Origin of the sequence: Novosphingobium sp. TCA1, from assembly GCF_009811895.1 — a bacterium.
In the GTDB taxonomy this organism is placed as follows: Bacteria; Pseudomonadota; Alphaproteobacteria; order Sphingomonadales; family Sphingomonadaceae; genus Novosphingobium; species Novosphingobium panipatense_A.
In genome coordinates, this window is the sequence record NZ_BLJH01000045.1 from 1 (window position 1) to 24,187 (window position 24,187).

At 64.0% G+C, this 24,187-nt stretch carries 22 protein-coding genes and 2 pseudogenes; 15 read left to right on the forward strand and 9 right to left on the reverse strand.

Features of this window, described 5'->3' with window-relative positions; genetic code table 11:
* The coding region (locus NTCA1_RS25610) for a DUF4158 domain-containing protein (protein ID WP_159832240.1) at positions 1-1,536 on the reverse strand (1,536 nt) is incomplete at its 3' end.
* 125 nt (positions 1,537-1,661) lie between these two features.
* Here NTCA1_RS25610 and NTCA1_RS25615 point away from each other — a divergent pair.
* A pseudogene (locus NTCA1_RS25615) lies at positions 1,662-1,772 on the forward strand (recombinase family protein); the annotation flags it as partial.
* Between the two features lie 60 nt (positions 1,773-1,832).
* Here NTCA1_RS25615 and NTCA1_RS25620 read toward each other — a convergent pair.
* The 5 genes and pseudogenes from NTCA1_RS25620 to NTCA1_RS25640 form a co-directional block, all read right to left on the reverse strand.
* Positions 1,833-3,011, reverse strand: a pseudogene (locus NTCA1_RS25620) (Tn3 family transposase); the annotation flags it as partial.
* Between the two features lie 347 nt (positions 3,012-3,358).
* Positions 3,359-4,474 carry an IS110 family transposase gene (locus NTCA1_RS25625; RefSeq protein WP_125986459.1) on the reverse strand — a complete coding sequence of 372 codons (1,116 nt, stop codon included), beginning with the start codon at positions 4,472-4,474 and terminating at the stop codon, positions 3,359-3,361.
* A 76-nt stretch (positions 4,475-4,550) separates the two neighbouring features.
* Positions 4,551-7,529 carry a Tn3-like element ISMpo10 family transposase gene (locus tag NTCA1_RS25630; protein ID WP_012449407.1) on the reverse strand — a complete coding sequence of 993 codons (2,979 nt, stop codon included), beginning with the start codon at positions 7,527-7,529 and terminating at the stop codon, positions 4,551-4,553.
* Between the two features lie 4 nt (positions 7,530-7,533).
* Entirely contained in the window at positions 7,534-8,118 is a 585-nt protein-coding gene (locus NTCA1_RS25635; protein ID WP_010339849.1) for a recombinase family protein, read from the reverse strand.
* 133 nt (positions 8,119-8,251) lie between these two features.
* A complete protein-coding gene (locus tag NTCA1_RS25640) occupies positions 8,252-8,728 on the reverse strand; it encodes a YkgB family protein (RefSeq protein ID WP_010339850.1) in 477 nt (158 codons plus the stop codon).
* A gap of 266 nt (positions 8,729-8,994) precedes the next feature.
* On the opposite strand from NTCA1_RS25640, the gene NTCA1_RS25645 reads away from it, so the two are divergent.
* From NTCA1_RS25645 to NTCA1_RS25670, 6 genes are all read left to right on the forward strand, one after another.
* Positions 8,995-9,941 (forward strand): IS630 family transposase gene (locus NTCA1_RS25645; RefSeq protein WP_155188001.1). Its coding sequence is split into 2 segments (ribosomal slippage): positions 8,995-9,331 and positions 9,331-9,941, totalling 948 coding nucleotides; the frame shifts between segments, so codons are not numbered across the junction.
* A gap of 77 nt (positions 9,942-10,018) precedes the next feature.
* Positions 10,019-10,429, forward strand: a complete 411-nt coding sequence (locus tag NTCA1_RS25650) for a MarR family winged helix-turn-helix transcriptional regulator (RefSeq protein WP_255490617.1) — start codon at positions 10,019-10,021, stop codon at positions 10,427-10,429.
* A 96-nt stretch (positions 10,430-10,525) separates the two neighbouring features.
* Positions 10,526-11,641: an IS110 family transposase gene (locus tag NTCA1_RS25655; protein ID WP_004206949.1), complete on the forward strand. Its 1,116-nt coding sequence runs from the start codon at positions 10,526-10,528 to the stop codon at positions 11,639-11,641.
* Between the two features lie 863 nt (positions 11,642-12,504).
* Positions 12,505-13,617, forward strand: a complete 1,113-nt coding sequence (locus tag NTCA1_RS25660) for an FAD-dependent oxidoreductase (RefSeq protein WP_159832241.1) — start codon at positions 12,505-12,507, stop codon at positions 13,615-13,617.
* Between the two features lie 26 nt (positions 13,618-13,643).
* Positions 13,644-13,841, forward strand: coding sequence for a nitrate/nitrite transporter NrtS (nrtS, locus tag NTCA1_RS25665; protein WP_201282603.1), 198 nt, complete (start codon positions 13,644-13,646; stop codon positions 13,839-13,841).
* Positions 13,842-14,447 (forward strand): sigma-70 family RNA polymerase sigma factor, encoded by a 606-nt coding sequence (locus NTCA1_RS25670; RefSeq protein ID WP_120222537.1) that lies wholly within the window; start codon positions 13,842-13,844, stop codon positions 14,445-14,447.
* On the opposite strand, the gene NTCA1_RS25675 is transcribed toward NTCA1_RS25670, so the two are convergent.
* Complete coding sequence (locus NTCA1_RS25675; protein WP_159832243.1) at positions 14,420-14,629, reverse strand: hypothetical protein; 210 nt, start codon at positions 14,627-14,629, stop codon at positions 14,420-14,422. The genes NTCA1_RS25670 and NTCA1_RS25675 overlap by 28 nt on opposite strands.
* Positions 14,630-14,695: 66 nt before the next feature.
* Here NTCA1_RS25675 and NTCA1_RS25680 point away from each other — a divergent pair, with 66 nt between their 5' ends.
* From NTCA1_RS25680 to NTCA1_RS25690, 4 genes are all read left to right on the forward strand, one after another.
* Positions 14,696-16,849: an FAD-dependent oxidoreductase gene (locus tag NTCA1_RS25680; RefSeq protein ID WP_120222539.1), complete on the forward strand. Its 2,154-nt coding sequence runs from the start codon at positions 14,696-14,698 to the stop codon at positions 16,847-16,849.
* Positions 16,850-16,911: 62 nt separating this feature from the next.
* Positions 16,912-17,250 carry a hypothetical protein gene (locus NTCA1_RS25685; protein WP_120222540.1) on the forward strand — a complete coding sequence of 113 codons (339 nt, stop codon included), beginning with the start codon at positions 16,912-16,914 and terminating at the stop codon, positions 17,248-17,250.
* Positions 17,247-17,378, forward strand: coding sequence for a hypothetical protein (locus NTCA1_RS29010; protein ID WP_255490614.1), 132 nt, complete (start codon positions 17,247-17,249; stop codon positions 17,376-17,378). Before NTCA1_RS25685 ends, NTCA1_RS29010 begins: the two co-directional genes overlap by 4 nt.
* 125 nt (positions 17,379-17,503) lie before the next feature.
* A complete protein-coding gene (locus NTCA1_RS25690) occupies positions 17,504-17,887 on the forward strand; it encodes a hypothetical protein (RefSeq protein ID WP_159832244.1) in 384 nt (127 codons plus the stop codon).
* On the opposite strand, the gene NTCA1_RS25695 is transcribed toward NTCA1_RS25690, so the two are convergent.
* The gene (locus NTCA1_RS25695) at positions 17,884-18,270 is read right to left on the reverse strand and encodes a thioredoxin family protein (protein WP_120222541.1); all 387 of its coding nucleotides are present in this window, start codon (positions 18,268-18,270) and stop codon (positions 17,884-17,886) included. The genes NTCA1_RS25690 and NTCA1_RS25695 overlap by 4 nt on opposite strands.
* 162 nt (positions 18,271-18,432) lie before the next feature.
* Between NTCA1_RS25695 and NTCA1_RS25700 the strand changes: the two genes are divergently transcribed.
* Genes NTCA1_RS25700 through NTCA1_RS25715 form a run of 4 tightly spaced genes read left to right on the forward strand, consistent with a single transcriptional unit; the run spans position 18,433 to position 23,981 of the window.
* On the forward strand, positions 18,433-21,468 hold the full coding sequence (locus tag NTCA1_RS25700; protein ID WP_120222542.1) for a TonB-dependent receptor: 3,036 nt from the start codon (positions 18,433-18,435) through the stop codon (positions 21,466-21,468).
* A 15-nt stretch (positions 21,469-21,483) separates the two neighbouring features.
* On the forward strand, positions 21,484-22,749 hold the full coding sequence (locus NTCA1_RS25705; RefSeq protein WP_120222543.1) for a NupC/NupG family nucleoside CNT transporter: 1,266 nt from the start codon (positions 21,484-21,486) through the stop codon (positions 22,747-22,749).
* A gap of 4 nt (positions 22,750-22,753) precedes the next feature.
* Positions 22,754-23,374: a CDP-alcohol phosphatidyltransferase family protein gene (locus NTCA1_RS25710; RefSeq protein ID WP_120222544.1), complete on the forward strand. Its 621-nt coding sequence runs from the start codon at positions 22,754-22,756 to the stop codon at positions 23,372-23,374.
* 1 nt (position 23,375) lies between these two features.
* A complete protein-coding gene (locus tag NTCA1_RS25715) occupies positions 23,376-23,981 on the forward strand; it encodes a carboxymuconolactone decarboxylase family protein (RefSeq protein ID WP_120222545.1) in 606 nt (201 codons plus the stop codon).
* 14 nt (positions 23,982-23,995) lie between these two features.
* Here the strand turns inward: NTCA1_RS25715 and NTCA1_RS28845 are convergent.
* Positions 23,996-24,187: hypothetical protein (locus NTCA1_RS28845; protein WP_236549583.1), on the reverse strand; the 192-nt coding region annotated here is incomplete at its 5' end.

The window sequence follows — 24,187 nt, forward strand, 5'->3', positions numbered from 1 at the left end:
TCGAGCCCTGCGCTCGGCCAGCCATTCGCCGGGTCGCAGCGGCACGGCGAGCCGCGCGGTCTGCTCTATCGCCTGTGGCGGGACCAGAAGCTGCTTGAGGTCGCCATAGCGGCGCGATCCCGCCAACCATATGTCACCGGACCGGAAGGCGTCGCGGATGTGGAACAGCACCGCGATTTCCCAAAGCCGGTGGTCGCCGCTGGGCTCAGCGCGAAGATGACGATGCCATTTCGAGTTGGGACGTAGAAAATCCACCGGCGGATCGACCTTGATCCCGTTACGCAGCATCGCAACGGCCGCCAGAAGAGGCGTGGCGATCGGCGCCGCCTGCATGTCGAGCAGGCGCAGCATCCTGGGCGCGTAGAGGCGGAAACGGTGATAGCCGTCCAGCACACGGCTGAGCGGGTCGGCCGCGAGCACGTTGGTCAGCGCGGAGGCCGTGGCGACAAGGGTTCTGAACCGTTCCCAGCCAGGCCCGGTGGCGATTATCCCGTCCAGGGCCGTGCCATCGTCCTGCGCTCCAAGCAAAGCACCACCGATTTCGGCAAAGGACTTCAGCGTGTCCCGAACGGCCGCCTTTTCGTCGGCGATCCTGGTGTTGCAAAGGCGTTCGGAGGCCCGATAGAGACGGCCTACGATGCGATCGTGGGTCTCCACGATGACATCGGCCAGCGATGACCGCCATTCCAGGGTGCAGACAGCGAGGATCGCAAGCCGCCTGTCTTCGGGCAGATCACGCATGCCGTCGGCGTAATAGCGCTCGCCCTGCCGGCGAAGCCGGGTCACACGATGCGCCGGCACGCCGTCCAGCAAATCCGCCGGAAGATCGAACCTTTGAAGATATTCCAGTCGATCCATCAGCCGGTTAGCGGCTGCTGAATTTGCGCCAACCTCGAACTGTCGCAGCCATACGAAGCGCGTGACGCGACCATCCACCGTATCCTCCAACAGGTGAGCCAAATTCTCGCTCAGGGTTGGCGTGATGCGATGGGCGATAAGATCCTCGATCCGGCGCTCGGCCTCAACCAGCGCATCGGCGCAAAGGCGCTCGATCGTCGAGGAGCCGGGAAGGATCGTGCGGGTGCGGCGACACTCCGCAACGAAGCGACGGGCAAGATCCTCATTCGATGTCGCCGCCTCGGCTTCCCGAGCGATCCATTCGCGCAAATCCCGTGCGCCCCGCCCCGAAAAGGAGCGATAGCCGTAGATTCGGCGAAGGTCCGCCAGATGCTCGTGCCGGGTCTCCTCGCGCGCGGCATAGAGGAGTAGATCGTCGCTGGTCAGGCCGAGCTGGGCCGCGATGAAATCCGATACCTGCGCCGGGATCAACTCGCCAGGAGCGAGCACCCGGCCCGGGTAGCGCAGGACGCACAGTTGCAGCGCGAAGCCAAAACGATTGTGGGCGCGCCGGCGCTGGCGGATATGCCCGAGATCCTCATCGCTGAGGGTATAGTGCCGCAGCAGCTCACCTTGATCGACCGGCAAGTGAAGCAGCGCCTCGCGCTGTCGATCGGTCAGGGTCACGCGACGCGGCATACATGCTCCTTATTCTTTCCGAGCTACGGTTTGAGATAGCTTGATTGAGATGCTGGTTAAGATACACAATAGCCCAATCTTATGTGCTCATGTTCGTCACCGCCTCAAACCTTCGTTTGTGATCCATGCTGATCGGCTACGCCCGCGTGTCCAAAGCCGACGGCTCGCAGTCGCTCGACCTGCAGCACGATGCCCTTCGCGCTGCCGGTGTCGAGCCAGGCAATATCTATGATGATGGCGTCACCTCAAGGTTTGTGCGCCAGACAACGATTTTGCGGACAAAATAAGAACTATGGCTATGCCACGCGTTTGAGGCGCGCCATGGGATCATTAAGGCTGCGAAATTCGCCGGGGGCGAGTTGCTTTGCCCGGTGCCAGAGATAGTCTCCGGTCAAGCTGATATGCGCCCAGCCCATGGGGGAAAGGTGGGCGAGGAGCGCGTCATCGAAAGGGACGCCGGATGCTGTGAGGTGCTGGGCGGCCCGGTCCAGATAGATGGTATTCCAATAGGCTATCGCCGCGATCAGCAGGTTCAGACCCGATGCCCGAAATTCCTGGTTCTCAATCGACCGGTCGGTGAACCGACCCTGCCGGTTGGTGTAGATGGCGGCGGCGAGGGTATGGCGTGCTTCTCCCTTGTTGAGGCCGGCCTGGCAGGCCCGGCGCAAGTCGGGCTGCTCAAGCCAGTCAAGCGTGAACAGCGTCCGCTCGATGCGGCCGAGTTCGGCCAGCGCGAAATCCAGCCTGTTCTGGCGTTTGTAGGCGGCCAGCTTGCGTAGGATCGCGGAGGGCGCGACGGCTCCCTCCTTGATAGAGGCGACGATCCTGACGATGTCATCCCAATCGGCTTCGATTGCCGCGGTCTTGATCGTGCGCCCCATGAGGCTTTCGATGCCCTTGTAAGTCGAGGGCACGGCGATCGAGCCGAGTTTCCGGTCTGCGATGTCGCGCAGACGGGGCACGAAACGGAAGCCGAGAAGATGGCAAAGGGCAAAGACAGGATCTGTCGCGCCGCCGGTATCGGTGTAATGTTCATGCAGGGGTAGCGCACCGGCACCCAGCATCAGGCCGTCGAGCACATAAGGGGCTTCGCCAGCAGTGGCCGACATGATCCGCGATCCGAACGAGGCAAAATGATCTGACAGGTGAGAGTAGATTTTCAGGCCCGGCTCGCTGCCATATTTTGCATTGATGTCGGCCGCAGCCGATCGGCTGCGGCCCGAGCGGAAGAACTGCCCATCGGAGGATGAACTGGTGCCGGCACCCCAGTGGCGCGTGAACGGAAGATCATGGTGCGCGGCAACGATCATGCCCAAAGCGGCCTGGTAATTTTCGGGCGACAGATACCAGTTGTGTGTCCAGGCAAGCTGGGCATAGCTCACTCCGTCGCTGGCGTTGGCCATCCGCTCCAGGCCCAGATTCGATCCATCTGCCAAGATGGCCGCAAGGACCGCATGCGGGTTTTCATGCTTCTTGGGGTCGGTACACAGAACGGACCCAGATATACGCTCTCATGACTGCCATCCGAGATACTGACCAAGTTTACCCCTTCGCTGGCCGCAAGACCAGCGTTCGCATTGACCTTGGCGGGTGTGCCGCGGACGCCTGATCGACGACGATTGATCATGCTCTCATCCGCGGGTTGGTTACCGCACTACCCGTATCCGTCGCTGGGCCTATCCTCCGTCTAAGTTCGGGCGTCGGACGAACCTGCCCCACCGTATACCGTGGATTGCCCATCACAGTCGGGTGCCCGCGGCACGCCAGCCAAGGCTATGCAGCTGGTGCGCTGGCGCCTCTTCTCGCGATCGTTGTACGTCGATCAGCCAGCCACCGCCGGTGACACCCGACGGGCGATGTCCCAGGCATAGCCGACCAGTTCACGCGCGATTGCAGTGGTCACCTTTGGCTGTGGTTTGCCGGCGGCGGCCAGGCGCCGGTAGCGCTGACACAGGCGAACCTGTGCCTTCCACCCGATCTCTTGGATATCCTCGGGCATCTCGATGACCCGCTCACGATAGCGTCGCTCCTCGCGTGCGGGCAGTCGATACGACCAGCCAGCCTCGATCAGCATGGTTCGTGCCTGCGCGTTGCCCGCCCGCGTGATCCTGCCGCGTTTGGTCCGGGCACCGCTGGAGTGCTCGGACGGCACCAGGCCGACATACGCCATCAACTGCTTAGGATTGTCGAAGCGGGTGAGATCGCCAACCTCGGCCACCAGCGTCGCGGCGCTGACCAGCCTGATGCCGCGCAGGACCTGTAGATTGCGGACCAGCGGCGCAAAACACCATGCGTCCACCGCTTCAGCCAGCGCCGCTTCTAAGCGCCCGACCCGTGCCTGCGCCTCCAGCACCCGCTTCTGCATTTCCTCGAATGCCAGTTGCTGATGGGGAAAATCGAACCGCTGCTCGGACAGCCACCGCCAGTACATCTTTGTCCAGGCTGCCCTGCCGCCAAAACGACGATCGTGTCGCAACAGGAAGCTGCGCACCGTTTGCTTGGCCCCGATGGCATCGTCCTGCGCATTTCGTCGAGCGCGGATGAGATCGCGTACCGCCTCATGCGCTTCGTCCGGCACCCAGATCGCCGTGAGTTCGCCAGCGCGTAAAAGCCGCGCCAGCGTCATTGCGTCACGTCGGTCCGTCTTCACATGGTCGCCCGGGCGTCGCGGCATCATTGAGGGGGCGATGACGATGCAATTCTGTCCCAGCTTTGTCAGCAGTCGATGCAAACCATACCCACAGGGACCCGCTTCGTAACAGACATTCAACGTCACGCCCGGTGACGTCAGCCGCTTGACCAGTTTCCTGACCGCATCGTCCTCATTGGCGACCGTGCCGACGAAACGCACCTCGCCTCCGCGTTCCCCTTCGGCAACTGCGACCGCAATGGTCTCCTTATGAACGTCCAGACCAACATATTTCACTGCCTTCACCATGACTCGCCTCCGCTGCTGAAAAATCCATCATCAGCATCTCAGATTTGAGCCACCGAGGCTCTGGCAGTCATGGGGTCTAAGGTTTTGCCGTGCCTTCGACGGCGCGCATCTGGCGAAGCGGTCTGAGCGCGGTGGATGGCGCATCGGGATCGGTCCAGAGGTAATCGCCGGTGAGATTGATATGCTGCCAACCGAGCGGTGATAGGTGTTGCAGCAGGTCCGGCGGGACCGGCCGGCCGAGGTTGGCGAGATGCATCCGGGCGGCTTGCAGGTAGGTCGTGTTCCACAGGACGATGGCACCGGCGACGAGGTTCAGCGCGCTCGCCCGATGGCTTTGGGCTTGCAGCGCATGATCGCGGATACGGCCGATGCGATGGAAGAAGATGGCGCGTTTCAGGGCATTTTCCGCTTCTCCCTTGTTGAGTTCGCGGGTGGCGCGGCGACGCTGTTCGGGCTGCTCGATCCAGTCGAGCGTGAACAGGGTACGCTCGACGCGACCGATCTCGCGCAACGCCAGTGCCAGGCCGTTGGCGCGTGGATAGGAGCCGAGCCGTTCCAGCATGATCGAGGCGCTGACGACGCCTGTGCGGATCGAGGTTCCCAGTCGCAGCACGTCGTCCCAGTGTGCCTCGATCAGACCTTCGTCGATGCGGCCCGCGACCAGCGGCGCAATATCGGGGCCGGGTTCGATGCCGTTAAACAGGTGCAAACGGCGTGCGGCGATATTCGGGATACGCGGCGCGAACCGGAACCCAAGCAGATGACATAGCGCGAACACATGGTCGGAGACGCCCCCGCCATCGACGTGATGCTCTTCGATGTGCAGATCGGCGCCGTGGTGGAGCAGCCCGTCGAGCACCTGTGCCGCCTCGCTCGCCGAAGCGGAGATAACTGTGGAATGGAACGGCGCGTAGCGATCCGAGACGTGGCTGTAAAAGGAGACAGCCGGCTCTGTCCCCTTGTGCGGATTGACTGCGCCGGTTGCCTGGGCGCGGCGGTCGAGCGGAAAGTTCTGACCGTCTGAGCTGGACGAGGTGCCGGACCCGAACAGCGCGGCCAGCGGCGCGGTGTGTTGGGCGTCGACAAGCCGGGCGAGCGCGCGACCGTAGGTTTCCTCGCGCAGATGCCATGAGGCGAGCCAACCGAGTTGGCGCTGGGTCACGAGATTGCAGGCTTCCGCCATGCGCGTATGGCCCAGATTGGTGGCATCGGCGAGCACCGCCGTGAGGATCGCACGTGGTTCATCCGCGGCACGGCCACTTTGCAGATGCGTGAAGCACTGGCTGAACCCGGTCCATCGATCGACTTCGGCAAGAAGGTCGGTGATGCGGATCGCGGGCAGATGCGCATAGAGCGGCGCAAGGGCGGTATCGGATTCCTCGGGAGTAATCGCCTTCAAGGGCGAAATCCGCAGCCTGCCCAAGCTGAGCTGCACGTCTTCCAGCGCGTCCGTCTCCGCCTTTCGCTCGACCTCGGCCAATCGACGGGCGAGGCGGGCGCGTCGTTCGGCCAGCCAGATATCGGCCGTATCCGGTGCCGGTATCGGCAAGGGGCCGGCCGCGCGCATGTTGGCGAATACGGGGGCAGGAATGAGTTGCTGCTCGACAGCACGATAGCGTCGGCTTCCCTCGACCCACATGTCGCCGGCGCGAAGCCGGTCGCGAAGCTCGACCAGCACGCACAATTCATAGATCCTGCGATCGGGAATGCCGGTGCCGATCGCCCGACGCCAAGCTTGCCGGATGAAGCCGACTGGCGTGCCTGCAGGCAATTTGCGCAGATGACCAAAATGAAGGTCGCGCATGATCGCGACCGCTCGCGCGAGCGCATGGCAGGCTGGCACCGCCCCGAATGTGAACGAGGCGATGAACGAGGGACCGACCTGTCGGAGGACGGGGTAATTGGTCGCGGCGACCGCGACGGGATCGACCGAATCGGGGCGGATCAGCTTGCGGGCTTCATCGACCTCGCGGCCGAGATCATTCCATCCGATCGCTGCCTCGACCGCAGCGCCGATATCGCCACCTGATATCTTGGCGGCGAGCAAGGCAGCGCCGAGTTGGGCAAGCAGCCGGATTTTGCCGTTGATGGTGCGCCGGTTGCGCTTGAGTGTCGTGTCCGCGCTGTTCTGTTCGCGCCGGAACATCTGCCCAAGCAGGCGATCGAACATCAGCACCGCATCGTCGGTGAGGGTAACGATGGTTTCGAGGATGGTCGCCACCAATGTGGCGCGACGCCGCGTCGCTTGCAGCGTCCGAACATGTTGCGCGGTCAGCCGCACGCCTTCCTGGCACAGGCGTCGGAGGCGCTCGGGATGGACGCCTACGGCGATATCCGGATCGATCCCGATGGCCCGAAGCAGTGTCAGTCGCTCGATGATGGCGGCGAATGTCTTTCGGCCGGGCTTGCCGGGTGACTGCCGCACCCAGGCCAGATCGCTCAAGTTCGTGCCTGTGTGGGGCAGGAGAAGCGCATCGAGCAGCCGGCGCTGTCGAGCATCGAGTCCTCGGGTCAGATGCTCGGCGACATGGCGTTCGGCATCGAGCAACGCCTGTGCGACCATCCGCTCGACCGAACTGATGCCCGGCACAATGATGCGCCGTCGCCGGCACTCATCCAGCATCACGCGCGCCAGCCTAGCCCCGCTGGTCGTCGTCAGCGCGATCGGCAGGAGCCATTCCTGCAACGTCGTTCGCAGCGGCCGACTGAGCGGCATGAAGCCGAATGCATCGCGCAGTGCATCGAGCTGTTCGTACCGGGTCGGGCCGCGCGTCGCGTAGTCGGCCAGCACCTCGGGTCCGACCTGCAATTGCTCTGCGACGAACGCGAGCGGCGTATCAGGGATCAGTTCACCGGGTCGCAGGAAACGGCCAGGATAGCGCAGCGCGCAAAGCTGGATCGCGAAACCCAGCCGGTTATGCGGTCGCCTCCGGCGGACGATGATGGCCAAGTCGTCCCGGCTCAATGTCCAGTGCTGGACGAGCAGGGTTTCGTCGTCGGGAAGCGCGAGCAACGCCGCGCGTTGCTCGTCCGACAGGACGGCGCGACGCGGCATCGGCTTAGACCTTGGCCGGTGCGGTCCAGCCGATCCGGGCAAGCGTGCCGAGAAGGGTCGAACGCGGCACCTTGAAGGTCCGGCAGACGGACGCCTTGCTGGCCCCGCCATCCAGCGCGGCGGTGATCCGCTCGAGCGTTTCGGCGTCGATCATCGGCGGGCGGCCACCTTGGCGTCCCCGGCGTTTGGCAGCAGCCAGTCCCGCCATCACCCGTTCGCGCGTGAGCGCACGCTCATATTGTGCCAATGCACCGAACAGCGAGAACAGCAATTCGCCGTGCGGCGTGGTCGTATCCATCTGCTCGGTCAGCGACCGGAACGCGATGCCGCGCGCCTTCAGATCGGTGACGATCGTCAGCAGGTGCGGCAGCGAGCGTCCGAGCCGGTCGAGCTTCCACACGATCAGTGTGTCGCCCGCGTTCAGATAGTCGAGGCAGGCTTTCAGGCCTGGTCGGTCGTCGCGCGCGCCGGATGCCTTGTCGGTATGGAGATGCCGATGATCGACCCCGGTTGCGACGAGCGCGTCCCGCTGGAGATCGACCGTTTGGCGGTCATCGGTCGTTGACACCCGCATATATCCGACCAGCATGTACGACAAACCCTCGAAAGCATGTTTTCGAACACCCTATCAAAGCGACAGGGTTTGTCGATCGTTATGGGCTGAGGCGGGTATGGTTCGGCAAAAGCGCAGGTCCGGAGCGTCGCCTATCACCTGTTTGCCGTCACGCGTCTGCTGTCCGTATGGACGCAAGTAGAAGGCACGCTGATGCCGCAAGAAGCACCAGGTCCTTCAACAGGAACTGTCCGGTTCCGGCCGAAATCGCCGGGAACCCGCCAGCGGTCGGCTCGGCGACGCCAGGCGTGCTCAGGAAAAACGTCAGTGTCACGGCATAAGTCAGGCATGACATCGCCGCGCCGAGAGCGGAGGCCGTCTTGTTGAAAGCACCGATAATCAGCGCAGCGGCCGTCGCGAGCTCGACGGTGCCTATAAAATAGCTTCCACCCTGCACCCCAAAAACGGCCGGAATCCAGCTCATGATCGGACTGTTCTTCATCAATGGCGCGATGCCCATCGCTTCATAGCTCGTGAATTTCATGCAACCGAACCAGAGAAAGATGACCACCAGCGCCCAGCGCAGCAACGCGAGAGACCCGCGAGAGCCGGTCGTCTTTTCAGCTATGTGTAATGTCGAAAACATGGTGCCTCGCTTTCATCATGGCGCATGATCTGCCTTCATGCTTAGACAGGCGTGATATATGCGCTGCGCATACACTATGCGCCGTCAATGAATGAGGCAACCCTTTGAACGTACTCTCGGACCGGCTCGTCAATCTGTTCGGCGCCCTCGCAGTGGGCATCACCGATCGAATTAGAGCGGTTTTCGACCGCTATGAGTCATTCGGGGATTCCCACCGGGCGTGATTTCTGATTCAGAATCCGTGCTGGTGAAGGAGGCCGGCATGGATGGGCCAACCTCTATCGATGGATTTGCGCAGGCGGCTTCTGGCGGCGATTGATGAGGGGATGAGTTGCCGTGCTGCGGCGGCTCGCTTTGGTGTCGCGCCGTCGACGGCGATCCGCTGGCAGGATCAGCGGCGCAGGACCGGCAGCTTTGCTCCCAAGCCTCAGGGTGGCGACATGCGCTCGCGCCGGATCGAGGAGCGGCGAGCAGATATCCTCGCGGTGTGGGAGGCGCGCAAGGACATCTCGCTTGAGGAACTGCGCCTGGCGCTGATCGAGCTCGGCCTGCACGTCTCGGTGGCCGGGCTTCACCGCTTCTTCGTTCGTCACGCAATGACGCGCAAAAAAAGACTGGCCATGCGATCGAGCAGGACCGCCCCGACGTCTTGAGCCAGCGGCATGAATGGTTCGATGGCCAGCTTGATCTCGATCCCGAGCGGCTCGTGTTCATCGACGAAACCTGGACCGCGACCAATATGACCCGCAGCCATGGCCGCTGCACCAGGGGCCAGCGCCTGCGGATGGGCTTCCCGCACGGTCACCGCAAGACGACCACGCTGGTCGCGGCACTGCGCATGACCGGCATGGTTGCACCGATGGTGCTCGACGGGCCGATCAACGGCGACTGGTTCGAAGCCTATGTCACTCAGGTGCTCGTCCCCGAACTGCGGCCCGGCGATGTCGTCGTCATGGACAATCTGTCGAGCCACAAGCGTGCTTCGGTGCGCGAGTTGATCGAAGCAGCTGGCGCAACCTTGCGCTTCCTCCCGCCCTACAGCCCCGACTTCAACCCCATCGAGAAGGCCTTCTCCAAGCTCAAGGCCATGCTCAGGAAGATCGGTGAGCGGACAGTAAGCGGCCTCTGGGCACTGATCGGCCGGCTCGTCGACATCTTCCAGCCGCGCGAATGCGCCAATTACTTCAAGTCGTGTGGATATGATCCGGACTGATCGAAAACCGCTCTAAGAAGGCGGCATTCGACCCGACGATACCCGGCGGTGGCGAAACCACCGCGGCGATCGTCGTCATCGGTCACGCGACCGGTCTTTCGATCGACGAATTAGGACGGGTGCTAGGCTTGTCCCACGCGGGGACGGTGCGGCTTGTCGATCGATTGGTTGCAGCCGGGTTCGCCGTTCGATCCAAAGCGCTACGGGACCGTCGTGCAGTAGCGCTGATGCTCACTGAGGCAGGCGAGACTCGCCTATCTGCGATCCTGCAACGAAGAAACGAGACTTTATCCGAAATCCTTAGCCATGTCTCGAATGCTGACCGCCTCGTGCTGGAACGTATTGCCGAGACAATACTTGCGCAGATGTCTGACGACGCTGTCTCGGCGCTGACGATATGCCGGCTCTGCGACGAGAGGCGATGCTACAACTGTCCGATGGATGCCTTTGGAATGCTGGAGTCGTCGACGCATAGAGTCGACCCATAAGTGCGCGCAGAGACGCTTAGACCCCATGACTGCCAGAGCCTCGGAGGCTCGAATCTGAGATGCTGATGATGGATTTGTCAGCAGCGGAGACGAGTCATGACGGAGACGGTGAAATACGTTGGTCTGGACGTTCATAAGGAAACCATTGCGGTCGCGGTTGCCGATGGGGAACGCGGAGGCGAGGTGCGTTTCGTCGGCACGGTCGCCAACGAGGACGATGCGATCAGGAAGCTGGTCAAGCGGCTGACTGGACCGGGCGTGACGTTGAACGTCTGCTACGAAGCTGGTCCCTGCGGGTATGGCTTGCATCGGCTGCTGACGAAGCTGGGACAGAATTGCATCGTCATCGCCCCCTCGATGATGCCGCGGCGCCCGGGTGACCATGTAAAGACGGACCGGCGTGACGCGATGACCCTGGCGCGGCTGCTACGCGCTGGCGAACTCACCGCAATCTGGATACCGGACGAGGCGCACGAGGCGGTACGCGATCTCATCCGCGCGCGACGCAGCGCGCAAGATGATGCCATCGGAGCCAAGCAGACAGTGCGCAGCTTCCTGTTGCGTCATGATCGTCGTTTCGGCGGCAAGGCGGCCTGGACGAAAATGTACTGGCGGTGGTTGTCCGAGCAGCGGTTCGATTTTCCCCACCAACAGCTGGCATTCGAGGAAATGCAGAAGCGGGTGCTGGAGGCGCAGGCACGGGTTGGGCGCTTAGAAGCGGCGCTGACTGAAGCGGTGGACGCATGGTGTTTTGCGCCGCTGGTCCGCAATCTACAGGTCCTGCGCGGTATCAGGCTGGTCAGCGCTGCGACGCTGGTCGCTGAAGTAGGCGATCTCACCCGCTTCGACAATCCCAAGCAACTGATGGCGTATGTCGGCTTGGTGCCGTCCGAGCACTCCAGCGGCGCTCGGACCAAACGGGGCCGGATCACCCGCGCGGGCAACGCGCAGGCACGAACCATGCTGATTGAGGCGGGCTGGTCGTATCGACTGCCCGCTCGCGAGGAACGACGCTACCGTGAGCGGGTCATCGACTTGTCCGAGGACATCCAGGCGATCGGGTGGAAAGCGCAGGTTCGCCTGTGCCAGCGCTACCGTCGCCTGGCGGCCACGGGCAAGCCTCAGCCCAAGGTGACCACCGCGATCGCGCGTGAACTGGTCGGCTATGCCTGGGACATCGCCCGTCGGGTGTCGCCGGCGATAGCCGGCTGATCCACCCACGACATTAACGAGAGGAGGCGCCAGCGCACCAACTGCATAGCCTTGGCCGGCGTGCCGCGGGCACCCGACTGTGATGGGCAATCCACGGTGTACGGTGGGGCAGGTTCGTCCGACGCCCGAACTTAGACGGAGGATAGGCCCAGCGACGGATACGGGTAGTGCGGTAATCAACCCGCGGATGAGAGCATGATCAATCGTCGTCGATCAGGCGCCCGCGGCACACCCGCCAAGGTCAATGCGACCGCTGGTCTCGAGGCCAGCGAAGGAGTAAACTCGGCCAGCGTCTCGGATGGCAGTCATGAGAGCGTACGTTTTCGACCATCCTCTCACCGGCCCCCATTTCGATCTCGCCACGGTCCATTCCTCCCCGAATTGCGGCCCCGCGCCGTCAAACGCCGATTTCCATGCCAGTCCTGGCGCCGCGACGCCAATTAAATGACGGGAGATTGTAACCGGCGCCTGCCCGGGCACGAATGGGATATCAGCATGTGCCGGGAGCAGCCTGCGCGCGAACGGCCAAACTGGCTGCCGTGCGTAAGTCCAAAATGGGTCATTCGAAGCCCTCGCATCCGGCAGCCGCCACCCCCAGGGGAGCCCTGGGTCGCCGCGGATGCTGGCAGACATTTGCAGCGTACCCGGTCCCATCCCCCCTACCGGTCGCCGCGCCCCGCGACGTCTCCCGTCCCCCGTCCGGGATATGACTGCCAGCATCCAAGCCGCGCGACCCGCGCTTGGGATGCGGGCAATAATCTTTGGCCTCCCGTGTAAGATATCGCTGTCCGCAGCGACCAAGGCATGTGACGAGGCAATGAAGGCAATGAAGGCAAGGGGCGGCAAGTGGAATGACAATAAGGATGGTCCTCGCAGGTGGCGGTCATGCCCATCTCGCGGTGCTCGCCGACTGGATCGGTGTGCCGCCCGAGGGCACCGAGCGCTGGCTCGTGACGTCGCATCGCCAGACCGCCTATTCGGGCATGCTCCCCGGCTGGATGGCCGGGGATTACCCGGCAGAGGCGCTCACGATCGATCTTGAACCGCTCGCGCGGCTGGCCGGTGCGCGGCTGGTGATCGCCGACGTCGTCGGCCTCAATCCCGAACGGCATCTCCTCGATCTTTCGACCGAAGTGCGCCTCGGCTTCGATCTGCTGTCGCTTGCCACCGGCGGCGAAAGCGATGTTTCGCATCTGGCGGCACTTGGTGACCGCCTGCTGCCGGTCCGTCCCGTTCTGCCTTTCATGGCCCGTTGGGAAGCCTTTGTGGCGGGAAGGCAAGGGCGCACGCTGACGCGCGTCGCGGTGGTTGGCGGCGGCGCCGCAGGGGTCGAACTTGCGCTCGCCGCCGAGCGGTCGCTGCGCCGCCAGATCGGCGGAACGACCAAAGTGATATTGGTTGCGCCGCGCGACGCTTTGCTCGCCGGCCACAGCGAGGAGGTCCGCCGCCGGGCAGGCGACGTCCTTCGCGCTCGCGGTATTGCTTTCCACGAGGGACATGCGGCAGGCGCGCCCGACGGCCTGATGCTGCCCGACGGGACGATGTTGGCTTGCGACGCGGTCATCGCGGCGACCGGAAGCCGCCCCCCCGACTGGATCGCCGATACCGGTCTCGCGGTGCGCGAGGGCGGATTTGTCGCGGTCGGTTCGGACCTTCGTAGCGTGTCGCACCCTGACATCTTCGCGGCGGGCGACATTGTTTCTCGAAGCGACCGCCGTGTCGAGCGCTCGGGGGTCCATGCGGTGAAGGCCGGTCCGGTGATCGCCGCCAATTTGAAAGCGGCGCTGGCCGGTACGCCGATGCACGACTATATCCCGCGGCGTCGAACCCTTTATCTGCTGGCAACCGGCGACAGGCGCGCCATCCTGTCATGGGGAAAACTGACCGCCGGGGGACATCTGGTCTGGCGGCTCAAGGATTGGATCGACCGCCGCTTCGTCGAGCGCTACGCCGGGTTCGGGCAGTTTCGCTCATGAAGGGGGTCGCGGCTTTGCTTCAACATATGATGGCGCGCCCCGTGGTCGCCAATGCCCTGCGCGTGTCCGCCGTCGTCGGCACCATCCTCAATGTCATCAACCAGGGCTCCTCGATCTGGACTGGCGTCGGCATCGATTGGTCGCGTCTTGCGCTCAACTATGCGGTGCCGTTCCTCGTCGCCAGTTACAGTGCGGCGCGTGTTTGCCAGGTGATGGAGGGCTGAATGAAGCGCCCGCCGCAACCGCGTCCATCATCAACGCCGATCGATCCGGCGTTTGTTGCGCGCGTGCGCGGCGACCTGCTTCGTTTCGCGCGTCTCCAGCTCGGCAGTGACGACGAGGCCGAGGATGCCGTACAGGAAGCGCTCGCCGCGGCGTTGCGCAACGGCGATCAATTTCGCGGCGAGGCGGCGCTCAAGACCTGGGTGATCGCGATTCTGAAGAACAAGATCGCCGACCTCTTGCGCCAGCGCCGACGCCGGCCGCTCGGGGCAAGCGAGATGGCAGCCGAGGAGGATGGCGGCACGCTTCCGGCGCTGTTCGACGAGCGCGGCATGTGGCGCGAGGCGGCGCGGCCCGCAGCATGGGAAGATCCCGAGGCGGGGCTGCACAGCGACCAGTTCCTCGCCATCTTCGACGCCTGCCTCAACCGGCTGCCGGCCCAGCAGGGGCAGGTGTTCATGATGCGCGAGGTGGTCGAACTGGCTACCGACGAAATTTGCGACGAGCTCGGGCTCACCAGCGGGAATATCCATGTCATCATGCACCGCGCGCGGCTCGCGCTGCGCGCCTGTCTCCAGCATCACTGGTTTGCGGAGGCAGTGCGATGATGCTCAATTGCCACGATACGACATTCCTGATGTCGCAGCGCCGCGAGCGCGATCTCAGCTTTTCGGAGCGCATGAAGCTGCGGCTGCACGCGGGCATGTGCCGCCACTGCGCCAATTTCGAACGGCAGCTCCCGCTCCTTGGCGAGGCCGCGAAACGCCTCGCGGAGCAAGAGGATGATCATGCTGTGTAAGCATTGCCCGTCTCGTGCGACCAATCTCGCCAAAGGCCTCCCGCCGGAAGGAAGATCATGAACAAGCGTTTCGTCCTGCTGCTGCTGCTCGTGCTGGCGCTTGCCGCATGGGTGCATTTCGACCTTGGCGACTGGCTGACGCTCGAGGCCCTGAAATCGCAGCAGGCGGCGATCGACGGCTATTTTCGCGCCAACCCGCTGCTTGTGGCGGGGCTGTTCTTCCTTGTCTATGTCGTGTTGACAGCGCTTTCGGTCCCCGGCGCGGCGATATTGACGCTCGCCGCAGGGGCGATTTTCGGTCTCTATTGGGGGACGCTGATCGTCTCCTTTGCCTCGACGATCGGCGCGACCTTCGCGTTTCTCGCCTCGCGCTATCTGTTCCGCGACGCCGTCCAGGCACGCTTCGGCGACCGGCTACGGCGCGTCAATGAGGGCATCGCCCGCGACGGCGCCTTCTATCTGTTCTCGCTGCGGCTCGTGCCGGTCTTTCCTTTCTTTGCGGTCAATCTGCTGATGGGGCTGACGCCGATCCGCACCGTCACCTATTTCTGGGTCAGCCAGCTCGGCATGTTCCTCGGGACCATCATCTATGTGAATGCAGGCACCCAGCTCGCGCGCATCGATGCGCTGTCCGACATCGCCTCGCCGGGCCTGCTCGCCTCCTTCGCCGCGCTCGGGCTGCTGCCCTGGATCGGCAAGTGGATCATGGCGGCGATCAAGCGTCGCCGCGTATATGCGCGCTTCAACCGCCCGCGCCGCTTCGATCGCAATCTCGTCGTGATCGGCGCCGGCGCGGCGGGACTGGTATCCTCCTATATCGCGGCGACGGTGAAGGCGAAGGTGACGCTCGTCGAGGCGTCAAAAATGGGCGGCGATTGCCTCAACTATGGATGCGTGCCGTCGAAGGCGCTGATCAAGTCGGCGCGCATTGCCGAGCAGATGCGGCATGCGGACCGTTACGGACTTGTGTCGGCGTCGCCGCAGATCCGTTTCCGCTCGGTGATGCAGCGCATCCACGACATCATCGCAGCGATCGAGCCGCACGACAGCGTCGAACGCTACACCGAGCTTGGGGTCGATGTGGTGCAAGGCTATGCCCGGATCGTCGATCCCTGGACGGTCGAAATCGCGCGCAATAACGGCGAAATCCAGCGGCTCACGACGCGCGCGATCGTCGTCGCGGCAGGGGCGGAGCCGGTCGTCCCCGATCTGCCTGGGCTTGCCGACTCGGGGTATCTGACCAGCGATACGCTGTGGGAGGAATTTGCTGCGCGTGACACCATGCCGCAGCGCATCATCATCCTGGGCGGCGGGCCGATCGGTTCGGAACTGTCTCAGGCTTTCGCGCGGCTCGGCGCCGACGTCGCGCAGGTCGAACGCGGCGCTCGTCTGCTGCCGCGCGAGGACGATGAGGTGTCGCAGCTGGCGCGCGATGCGCTCGAAGGCGCTGGCGTCGAGGTCTTGACCGGGCATGAAGCCTTGCGCGTCGAAGGGACCGAGGGCGATCGGCACCTGATCGTTCGCGATGCCAGCGGCGAACGCGCGATCGCATTCGACGCGCTGATCGTCGCGGTCGGGCGCAAGGCGCGCCTGTCGGGCTATGGGCTCGAGGATATCGGCATCGAAACGCAGCGCACCGTCGTCACCGACGAATATCTCGCGACCGTCTATCCCAATATCTATGCCGCGGGCGATGTCGCCGGACCCTATCAGTTCACGCATAGCGCGGCGCACCAGGCCTGGTACGCCAGCGTCAACGCGCTGTTCGGCCAGTTCCGGCGCTTCAAGGCGGATTATCGCGTCATCCCGTGGACGACCTTCATCGACCCCGAAGTCGCTCGCGTCGGGCTCAGCGAGGCCGAGGCGATCGAGAAGGGCGTTGCTTTCGAAGTCACACGCTATCCGCTCCACGAACTCGACCGCGCGATCGCGGACTCGGCGACAACGGGTTTCGTCAAGGTCCTGACCCCGCCGGGCAAGGACCGGATCCTCGGGGTCACGATCGTTGGCGAACATGCCGGCGAACTGCTTGCCGAATATGTGCTCGCCATGAAGCATGGTCTGGGCCTCGGAAAGATTCTCGGGACCATCCACACCTATCCGACGATGGCCGAGGCGAACAAATATGCCGCGGGCGAGTGGAAGCGGGCGCATGCGCCCGAGCGCCTCCTCAAGCTGGTCGGGCGCTATCATGACTGGCGGCGCGGATGAGGCGTGACGGGAAATTGTCGCAGCGGTGTAACCGTGCGGGAAAAGGCTTCGAACCTGCAAAGATGCGCGGCCTGTTTTTCCTTTTGCTGATCCTGTTTGCAGGCGTGACCGCCACGGTGATGCCCGCAAGCGGTTTTGATGCCATATCCAGCGCGCAATGCTGCGAAAGCGGCTGCCCTCTGCCTGACGGCTGTGAGCAAGCCTCGATGGCGTGCAAGCGCGCCTGTTCGGCCGCAATTCTCCCCGCCAACCCACAACCGGACGCGCCGGCGCCACTTGCCTTCACCGAGCGCGATGCGGCGGTTCGCTTGAATTCCTTGACGCGAAATCCACCCGTTCCCCCGCCGCGCGGCTTCGCGATATCCGACTTCAACAAATCGACATCAGGAGAATTGACATGAAATTTGCTGCAAAACTTATCGCCATCACGGCGCTGCTGTCTTCGGGAACCGCCTATGCGGCGGCTCCTGTGGCCGTGGTCCAGGCCTGCTGCGCGCTTGCCGCGTGCTGCGGTTTGCCGTGCTGCTAAGACTCTAGGCGGGCGGGGGCCGGGCATCCGGCCCCCGCCCAAGCGCGCGAAGGTGCGCTCAATCTCGAAAAGAAGGACGACCGATGAAAGCCCAATCGCTGCTCTTGCTCCGGATCGGAACCGGATTGCTGCTCGTCGTGTGGGGCATGATCCGCCTCGCCAGCCCCGACAAGGGCGCGGGCGTCAGCGTCAAATATTATGCCGGGCTCGGCGCCAGCGATACGATCCAGCTCGTCTGGGGCGCGATCCTGCTGGTCGTCGGATTGCTCACGATTCTCGGGCTCTTCCGCCGGTTCGCCTATACAGCGCAAGCGGTCATTCTGGTGACGGGGGCGCTTTCGATATGGAAATATCTGCTCGACCCCCTCGGTCTCTGGCTCCTTGATCGTGACAGCAGCCAGGTCCTTTTCTTTCCGTCCCTCGCGGTCGCCGGCGCGACCCTCGTGCTGCTCGCTTTTCGCGACGAAGACCGGATTGCGCTCGATCGCATGCTGGCGCGGCGCGGCTAGCGGGCGCGTTCGAGCATCGCCACAATCTCGTCCTCACGCGTCGCGGCGCTTGCCGCGACGCGCAGCGAGCCTTTGTAGATGTGGAGCATGCCATAGCGCTTCGCACCGATCCGTTTCCAATCGGCATCGGTCGTCTTTTCGCCGATGCGCAAGAAGAGGGTGTCGCGGTACCGTTCGCGCTGCAGCAGCCCCGACAGGACGGGGCCGCGCACGCGGCATGGCAGGCACCAGGGCGCATAGGTTTCGACGACGATGGTTCGTCCTTCGCGTTGCGCCTCGGTGAATCGGACCGCGTCGAAGGCCGTGGGGCTTGCGGAAGCCGCGCTCACGGCGCCCGGGGTTGCGGCGAGCAGAATTCCAAGCGCGGGCCAGATGGGCGCCATATACGCATCTCCTTCGTCATCAATACGCCCGGGGCCGCGCGCCGGTTACAGGACGTCGCCCCAAATCGGCATTGCAGCGACTGTAAGGAATGGCGCCGCACGGCGACCAACAGGCGAAAAATCAGAAAAATGCGCAACGGCGCCTTGTCCATGGAGTAAAACTTGACCCTTTTCCCGCGTCTCACGGCCGGTGCAACTGCATCGGTCCTTGCAATCGGCTTCGCGCTTCCCGCCGCGGCGCAGCAGGCCGGCATCCAGATTGCCGTGGTCGCCGACGATGGGCGCCCCTTGGCGGATATCGACGTGCTGGTCGAGAACCCGGGCATCGGCTTGCGCCGGGTTGTGCGAAGCGACGCACAGGGACTGGCGCGGATCGAAGGACTGACTACCGCCGGCGAATATCGCGTGTCGGCGCTGGCAAACGAGCGCTTTGAGTCCGGGGAGCCCGCGCGCCTTTCGTTGCGTGCCAATTTTTCGAGCAGCGTGACGCTGCGGCTTGCCCCCGCCGGGGCCGCGATTGTCGTGACCGGCAAGCGCGGCATCACCGCGCTCAACAGCGTCAACGCCGAGGTGTCGGCATCGCTCGGCGAAGAGGAGCTTGCCGCGCTGCCGATCGAGGGGCGCGACGTGCTCGGCGCGCTGGTCCGGCTCCCGGGCGTCGTACCGTCAACCGGCTTCTTCCCCGAAGCGCCGTCGATATCGATCAACGGGTCGAACGGCCTCGACACCAATTATCTGATCGACGGGCTCGACAATAACGAGAATTTCCTCGGCGGGATCAAATTCCCGGTGCCGCTCGGCTTCACGCGCGAAGTGACCGTGCTCGCGAACAGCTATTCGGCGGCCTATGGCCGCACCGCCAACGGCATCGTCAACTATACGACGCCATCGGGCACCAATGATTATCATGGCGAAGTCTATGCGCTGGTACGGCCGGGGCGTCCGTTCGATGCCCGCTCGCCCTTTCCGCGCCGCGACCTTTCGGGCAACGCGGTCGGTGAGAGCTTCGAGCGCTATCAGGCCGGTGCGAGCCTTGGCGGACCGATCGCGCGCGACCGTACCTTCTTTTACGCCAATTTCGAATATACGCGCGATCGCAATGTCCAGATCGTCGATGCGCCCGCGCTCGGCACCGTTGCCAATGTGACCGGCAACAACCAATTCTACCTCGGTTCGGTGCGGCTCGATCACCGCCTGACCGACGATTGGACGGTCGGGCTGCGCGCCAATGTCGGCCGCGTTACCATCGATCGCCCCGGCGGGGCGCTCGGCGGCGGCAATGTCACCTTTCCGTCGGCGGGGTCGGACCAGGACCGCTTCTCGACCCTGGTTGCGGCGACCGCGAGCTATTCGGGCGATGTCTGGAGCTATGACGGCGCGCTCCAGTTCAGCCGCTTTCGCTGGAATTACGGCAAGCCGAAAGGGCCCGCGGGACCGCAGGTCGCCATCCGCGATCCGAGCGGGCTCACGGTCGGCGTCGTCGGCCACCCGGGTTTTGTCTTCGACGATGTCGAGGAGAGCTGGCAGACGACGCACCGCTTGCAGCGGCGGCTCGGCAACCACCGCTTGCGCTTCGGCGCCGACCTCATCCATTCCGATTTTTCGCTTCTCGGAGGCGGCAATCCCGACGGCAACTACACCGTCGATCTCACCGCTGCCCAGCTTGCCGCAATTGCGGCGGGTGGACAGGGACTCGCGTTGTCGGCAGGCGATGTCCTCGCGCTCGATCCCGCGGTCGCCAATTATTCGGTGGAGCTCAGGCCGCAGTCCTTCGGCACCGGTCAGACCCAGGTCGCCTTCTATGTCGAGGATGAGTGGCAATTGTCGCCGCGCCTCACCGCGACCCTTGGCGTGCGCTGGGACTATGACAGCCTGACCGCCAAGGGCGGCGGGGATGGCGATTATGACAATGTCGCGCCGCGCTTTGCGCTCAACTACCGGCCTGATGCGCGCTCGACATTGCGCTTCGGCGCGGGCATCTTCACCGGCAAGCTCTCCTACGCAGTGATTTCGGACGCGCTCCAGCGCAATACAACCTCGGCTGGATTTCTGACCCAGCTGGGGTCACTGCAGGCGCAAGGCTTGATTCCGGCGGGTACCAATCTGTCCGCCTTGACCTTCGACGGCAATCTTGGCGTGTCGCCGCCCTGTACGACGGTCTCGGCCTGCCCGACCCCCGCGGAGGTTCAGGCGTTGCGCGGGACCGCGACCCTTGGCGAAGCGCGCATCCTCAGCCCGACCGGTTATCGCAGCCCGTGGAGTCTCCAGCTGAGCGGCGGCTATCAATATCAGGCGAACGACACGCTGACCCTGAGCGCCGACGTCATCTATAGCCGCACGCACAATCTCGCCCGGCTCCGCGACCTCAACGCGCCCGCGCCCTTCACGCCCAATCTTGCCAATTTGACCGCCGCAAATATCGCGTTGCTGCGGGCACAGGCTGACAATGCGGCGCGGTTCGCGCTCGCCGAGACGCTCGGTCTTGTTCGCTCGCAGGCGGCCGCCGACGCGACGCGGCCGGTGGCGCTCGTGCCCGGCGGGGCGCGCCAGATCACCGTGTCGGAAACCGCGGGCGAGTCTGAATATAAGGCGCTGATCCTGCAGCTCGCCAAGGCACGCGGCAGCGATGCTTACGCGTTCCGCTTATCTTATACCTTGTCGAAGCTCAGCAACGATACCGACGACATCAACTTCCGGGCCTCCAATTCCAACGATTTTTCGGCCGAATGGGGACCGTCGGCCAACGACCGCCGCCACGTTATCTCGGCGGTCGGCTATCTCTATCCGCTTGAGGGTCTGACGCTGAGCGTCGCCGGTCTTTTCCAGTCCGGCCAGCCGGTGAACCTCGTCCCCGACGCGCGGATCTTCGGGACGCAGGATCTCAATGGCGACGGCGCCTCGTTCGGCGAGAATTTCCTCGGCAATTCGGACCGTTATCCGGGCGCCGCGCGCAATTCGGCGCGGCTGCCCTGGTCGGCGACGGTCGATGTCGGGGTGCGTTATGCGGTTCCGGCCTTCGACGGCCGGATCGAGCTCAGCGCCGATGTCTTCAACCTCTTCAACGCCAACAATGAATCGGGCTTTGCGAATGCCGCGACAACGTCCAATCAGGTGCAGTTCGGAGGCGGGGCGCCCTTCGTGCAGCGCAATGCCGGGCCGCCGCGCCAGTTCCAATTCGGCGCGGCATGGAAATTCTAGGGGAGGAAAAGGCGGATGGCATGGCTTGCAAACCTGCAGGGGCTTGTCGGCCTGACGGTGATTCTACTGCTGGCCTGGCTGCTCTCCGAGGATCGCCGCGCGCGGCCCGGCTGGCGCTGGATCGGCGGCGCGCTGCTGCTCCAGCTCGCCATCGCCTTCGCGGTGACCCGTATCCCCTTCGTCTGGACCCTCGTCGGTTTTGCCAATAGCGCGGTGGCGGCGATCGAGAAGGCGACGCTTGTCGGATCGAGCTATATGTTCGGCTATACCGGCGGCGCCCCGATTCCCTTCCTGCTCAAGCCCGGCGCCGAGCCGCCGGTCGTCATCGCCTTCCAGATCCTGCCGCTGATCATCGTCTTTTCGGCGATCTCGGCGTTGCTCTGGCACTGGGGCGTGCTGCGCGCGCTGGTTAGCGGGCTATCATGGGCGCTCCGCAAGACGCTTGGCGTTAGCGGGGTCGTCGGCCTCGGCGGCGGCGCGACGATTTTCCTGGGCGTCGTCGAATCGCCGCTTGTGCTACGCGCCTGGTTCGATCGGATGAGCCGCGCCGAACTGTTCATGATCATGGTGATGATCATGGCCACGATCTCGGGCGCGATCCTCATCCTCTATGCCACCACCCTGGCGAAGACCGTGCCGAACGCGGTCGGCCACATGATCGTCGCCTCCCTCATTTCGCTTCCCGCCGCGGTGCTGGTCGCCCGGATCATGGTGCCGGGCGACGGATCGCCGGGCGCCGATGCCGCCGAGCCCGACCTTGCCTATGAGAGCAGCATCGACGCTGTCATTCGCGGCACCATGGAGGGCGTTCAGCTCGTCCTCGCGGTGATCGGCATCATCATCGTCGTCTTCGCGCTCGTCAATCTCGCTGACCAGCTGCTCGCGCTGCTGCCGCCGGCCAATGGGGCGCCGCTGACGCTCCAGCGCCTGTTCGGCTGGCTGTTCGCCCCCGTGATGTGGGCGATCGGCATTCCCTGGGAGCAGGCGCCCGCTGCGGGCGGGCTGATGGGGACCAAGGCGATCCTCAACGAATATGTGGCTTATCTCGGCCTTGCCGCCATGCCCGCGGGAACGCTCGATCCGCGCAGCCTGCTGATCACGACCTACGCACTGAGCGGGGTCGCCAATCTCGCGAGTGTCGGCCTCCTCGTCTCGACCGTCGCGACGCTGGCGCCGGCGCGCCGCCGCGATGTCGCCGAGCTCGGGATGAAGAGCTGGGTCGCAGGCAATATGGCATCGGCGATGACCGGCGCGGTCATCGGGCTCGTGACCTGGGCCTAGGACGATGTTCGACGCCCGCCTTCGTCCGCTTATCGACCCGCCGCTCAATGCGATGGGCCGATGGCTTGCGCGTCGCGGCATCGGCGCCGACGCGATAAGTCTCATGGGTATCCTGCTTGGCCTTGCGGCCGCGGCAGCGATTGCGCTTGCCGACTATCATGCAGGCCTCGCGCTGATCCTCGCCAATCGCCTTCTTGATGGCCTTGACGGCGCGGTCGCAAGGGCGACGAGGCTGACCGACTTTGGCGGCTTTCTCGATATTGTGGGCGACTTCATCTTCTATGTCGCAGTTCCGGTGGGCTTCGGAATCGCCGACCCCGACAATCTCTTGCCGGCGCTGGTGCTAGTCGCGGCCTTTGCCGTCACTGGGACCAGCTTTCTCGCCTATGCGACGCTTGCGGCGAAACAGGGCCTTGAAACCCAGGCCCATGGCCGGAAAAGCTTCTTCTACAACAGCGGCCTGGCCGAAGGCAGCGAGACGATCCTGTGCTTCATCCTCATGGCCATTTTCCCCTCCTATTTCGTACCGCTCGCCTGGGGTTTTGCAGCTTTGTGCCTCCTGACCGTAATACAACGAACCTGGATAGCGCGGCAGGTTTTTGGCTCGCCTGACAAGGAGAAATAGCATGCCTGTCTTTCCATCGATCGAAGGCGAGCCAGCGCTCGACAAGCTCTTTCGCCGCTTTCCGCACGCGGTCCTGCCTTTGCTCGAATATCACGACAGGGTGCTGCGCGACCCCTCGCCGCTGACGGTCGCGGAACGCGAACTGATCGCTGCCTATGTATCGGGTCTCAACGCCTGCACCTATTGCCATGGCGCGCATGTCGTCGCGGCGCGCGCCTTTGGCATCGACTCAGAAATTTTCGAGGATCTGATGGCCGACGCTGCGTCGAGCAAGATCGACGAGCGGCTGAAGCCCTTGCTGGCCTATGTCGCCAAGCTCACGCGCAATCCCAGCCAGATGTGCGACGCCGACGCCGAGCCGGTTTACGCGGCTGGCTGGAGCGAGGAGGCGCTATTCGACGCGATCAGCATCTGCGCGCTGTTCAACTTCATGAACCGCATCGTCGAAGGCGCAGGGATCAAGGGCAACCCGCTCGCCGCAGACCGCGCGGAAATCGAGGCCCGCATGGAGCGTATGGGCGGAGCGACCAGTGATCCGCATCGCGGCGAACCCATCTATGCGCGCCTTGCCGCGCGGTGGGGCATCGAGCCGGGGCGCAAGGATTGAGCCATCGCTCCCGCTTATTCGGGACCACCGCCCGGTGACGCTTCCCTCTTCCCCAGACAGGATCGTGCCGTAATCCCGGATTTATCGGTCGACGCAGGACCTGACGGCTCGGCTTCAGATTGGCTCTTGCCCCTCAGCGCGTCGATGTCGGGGGTTGAGTAGCAACGGAACAGAAAACCTACATAAGGCGCGGCTTCAGGCATCGT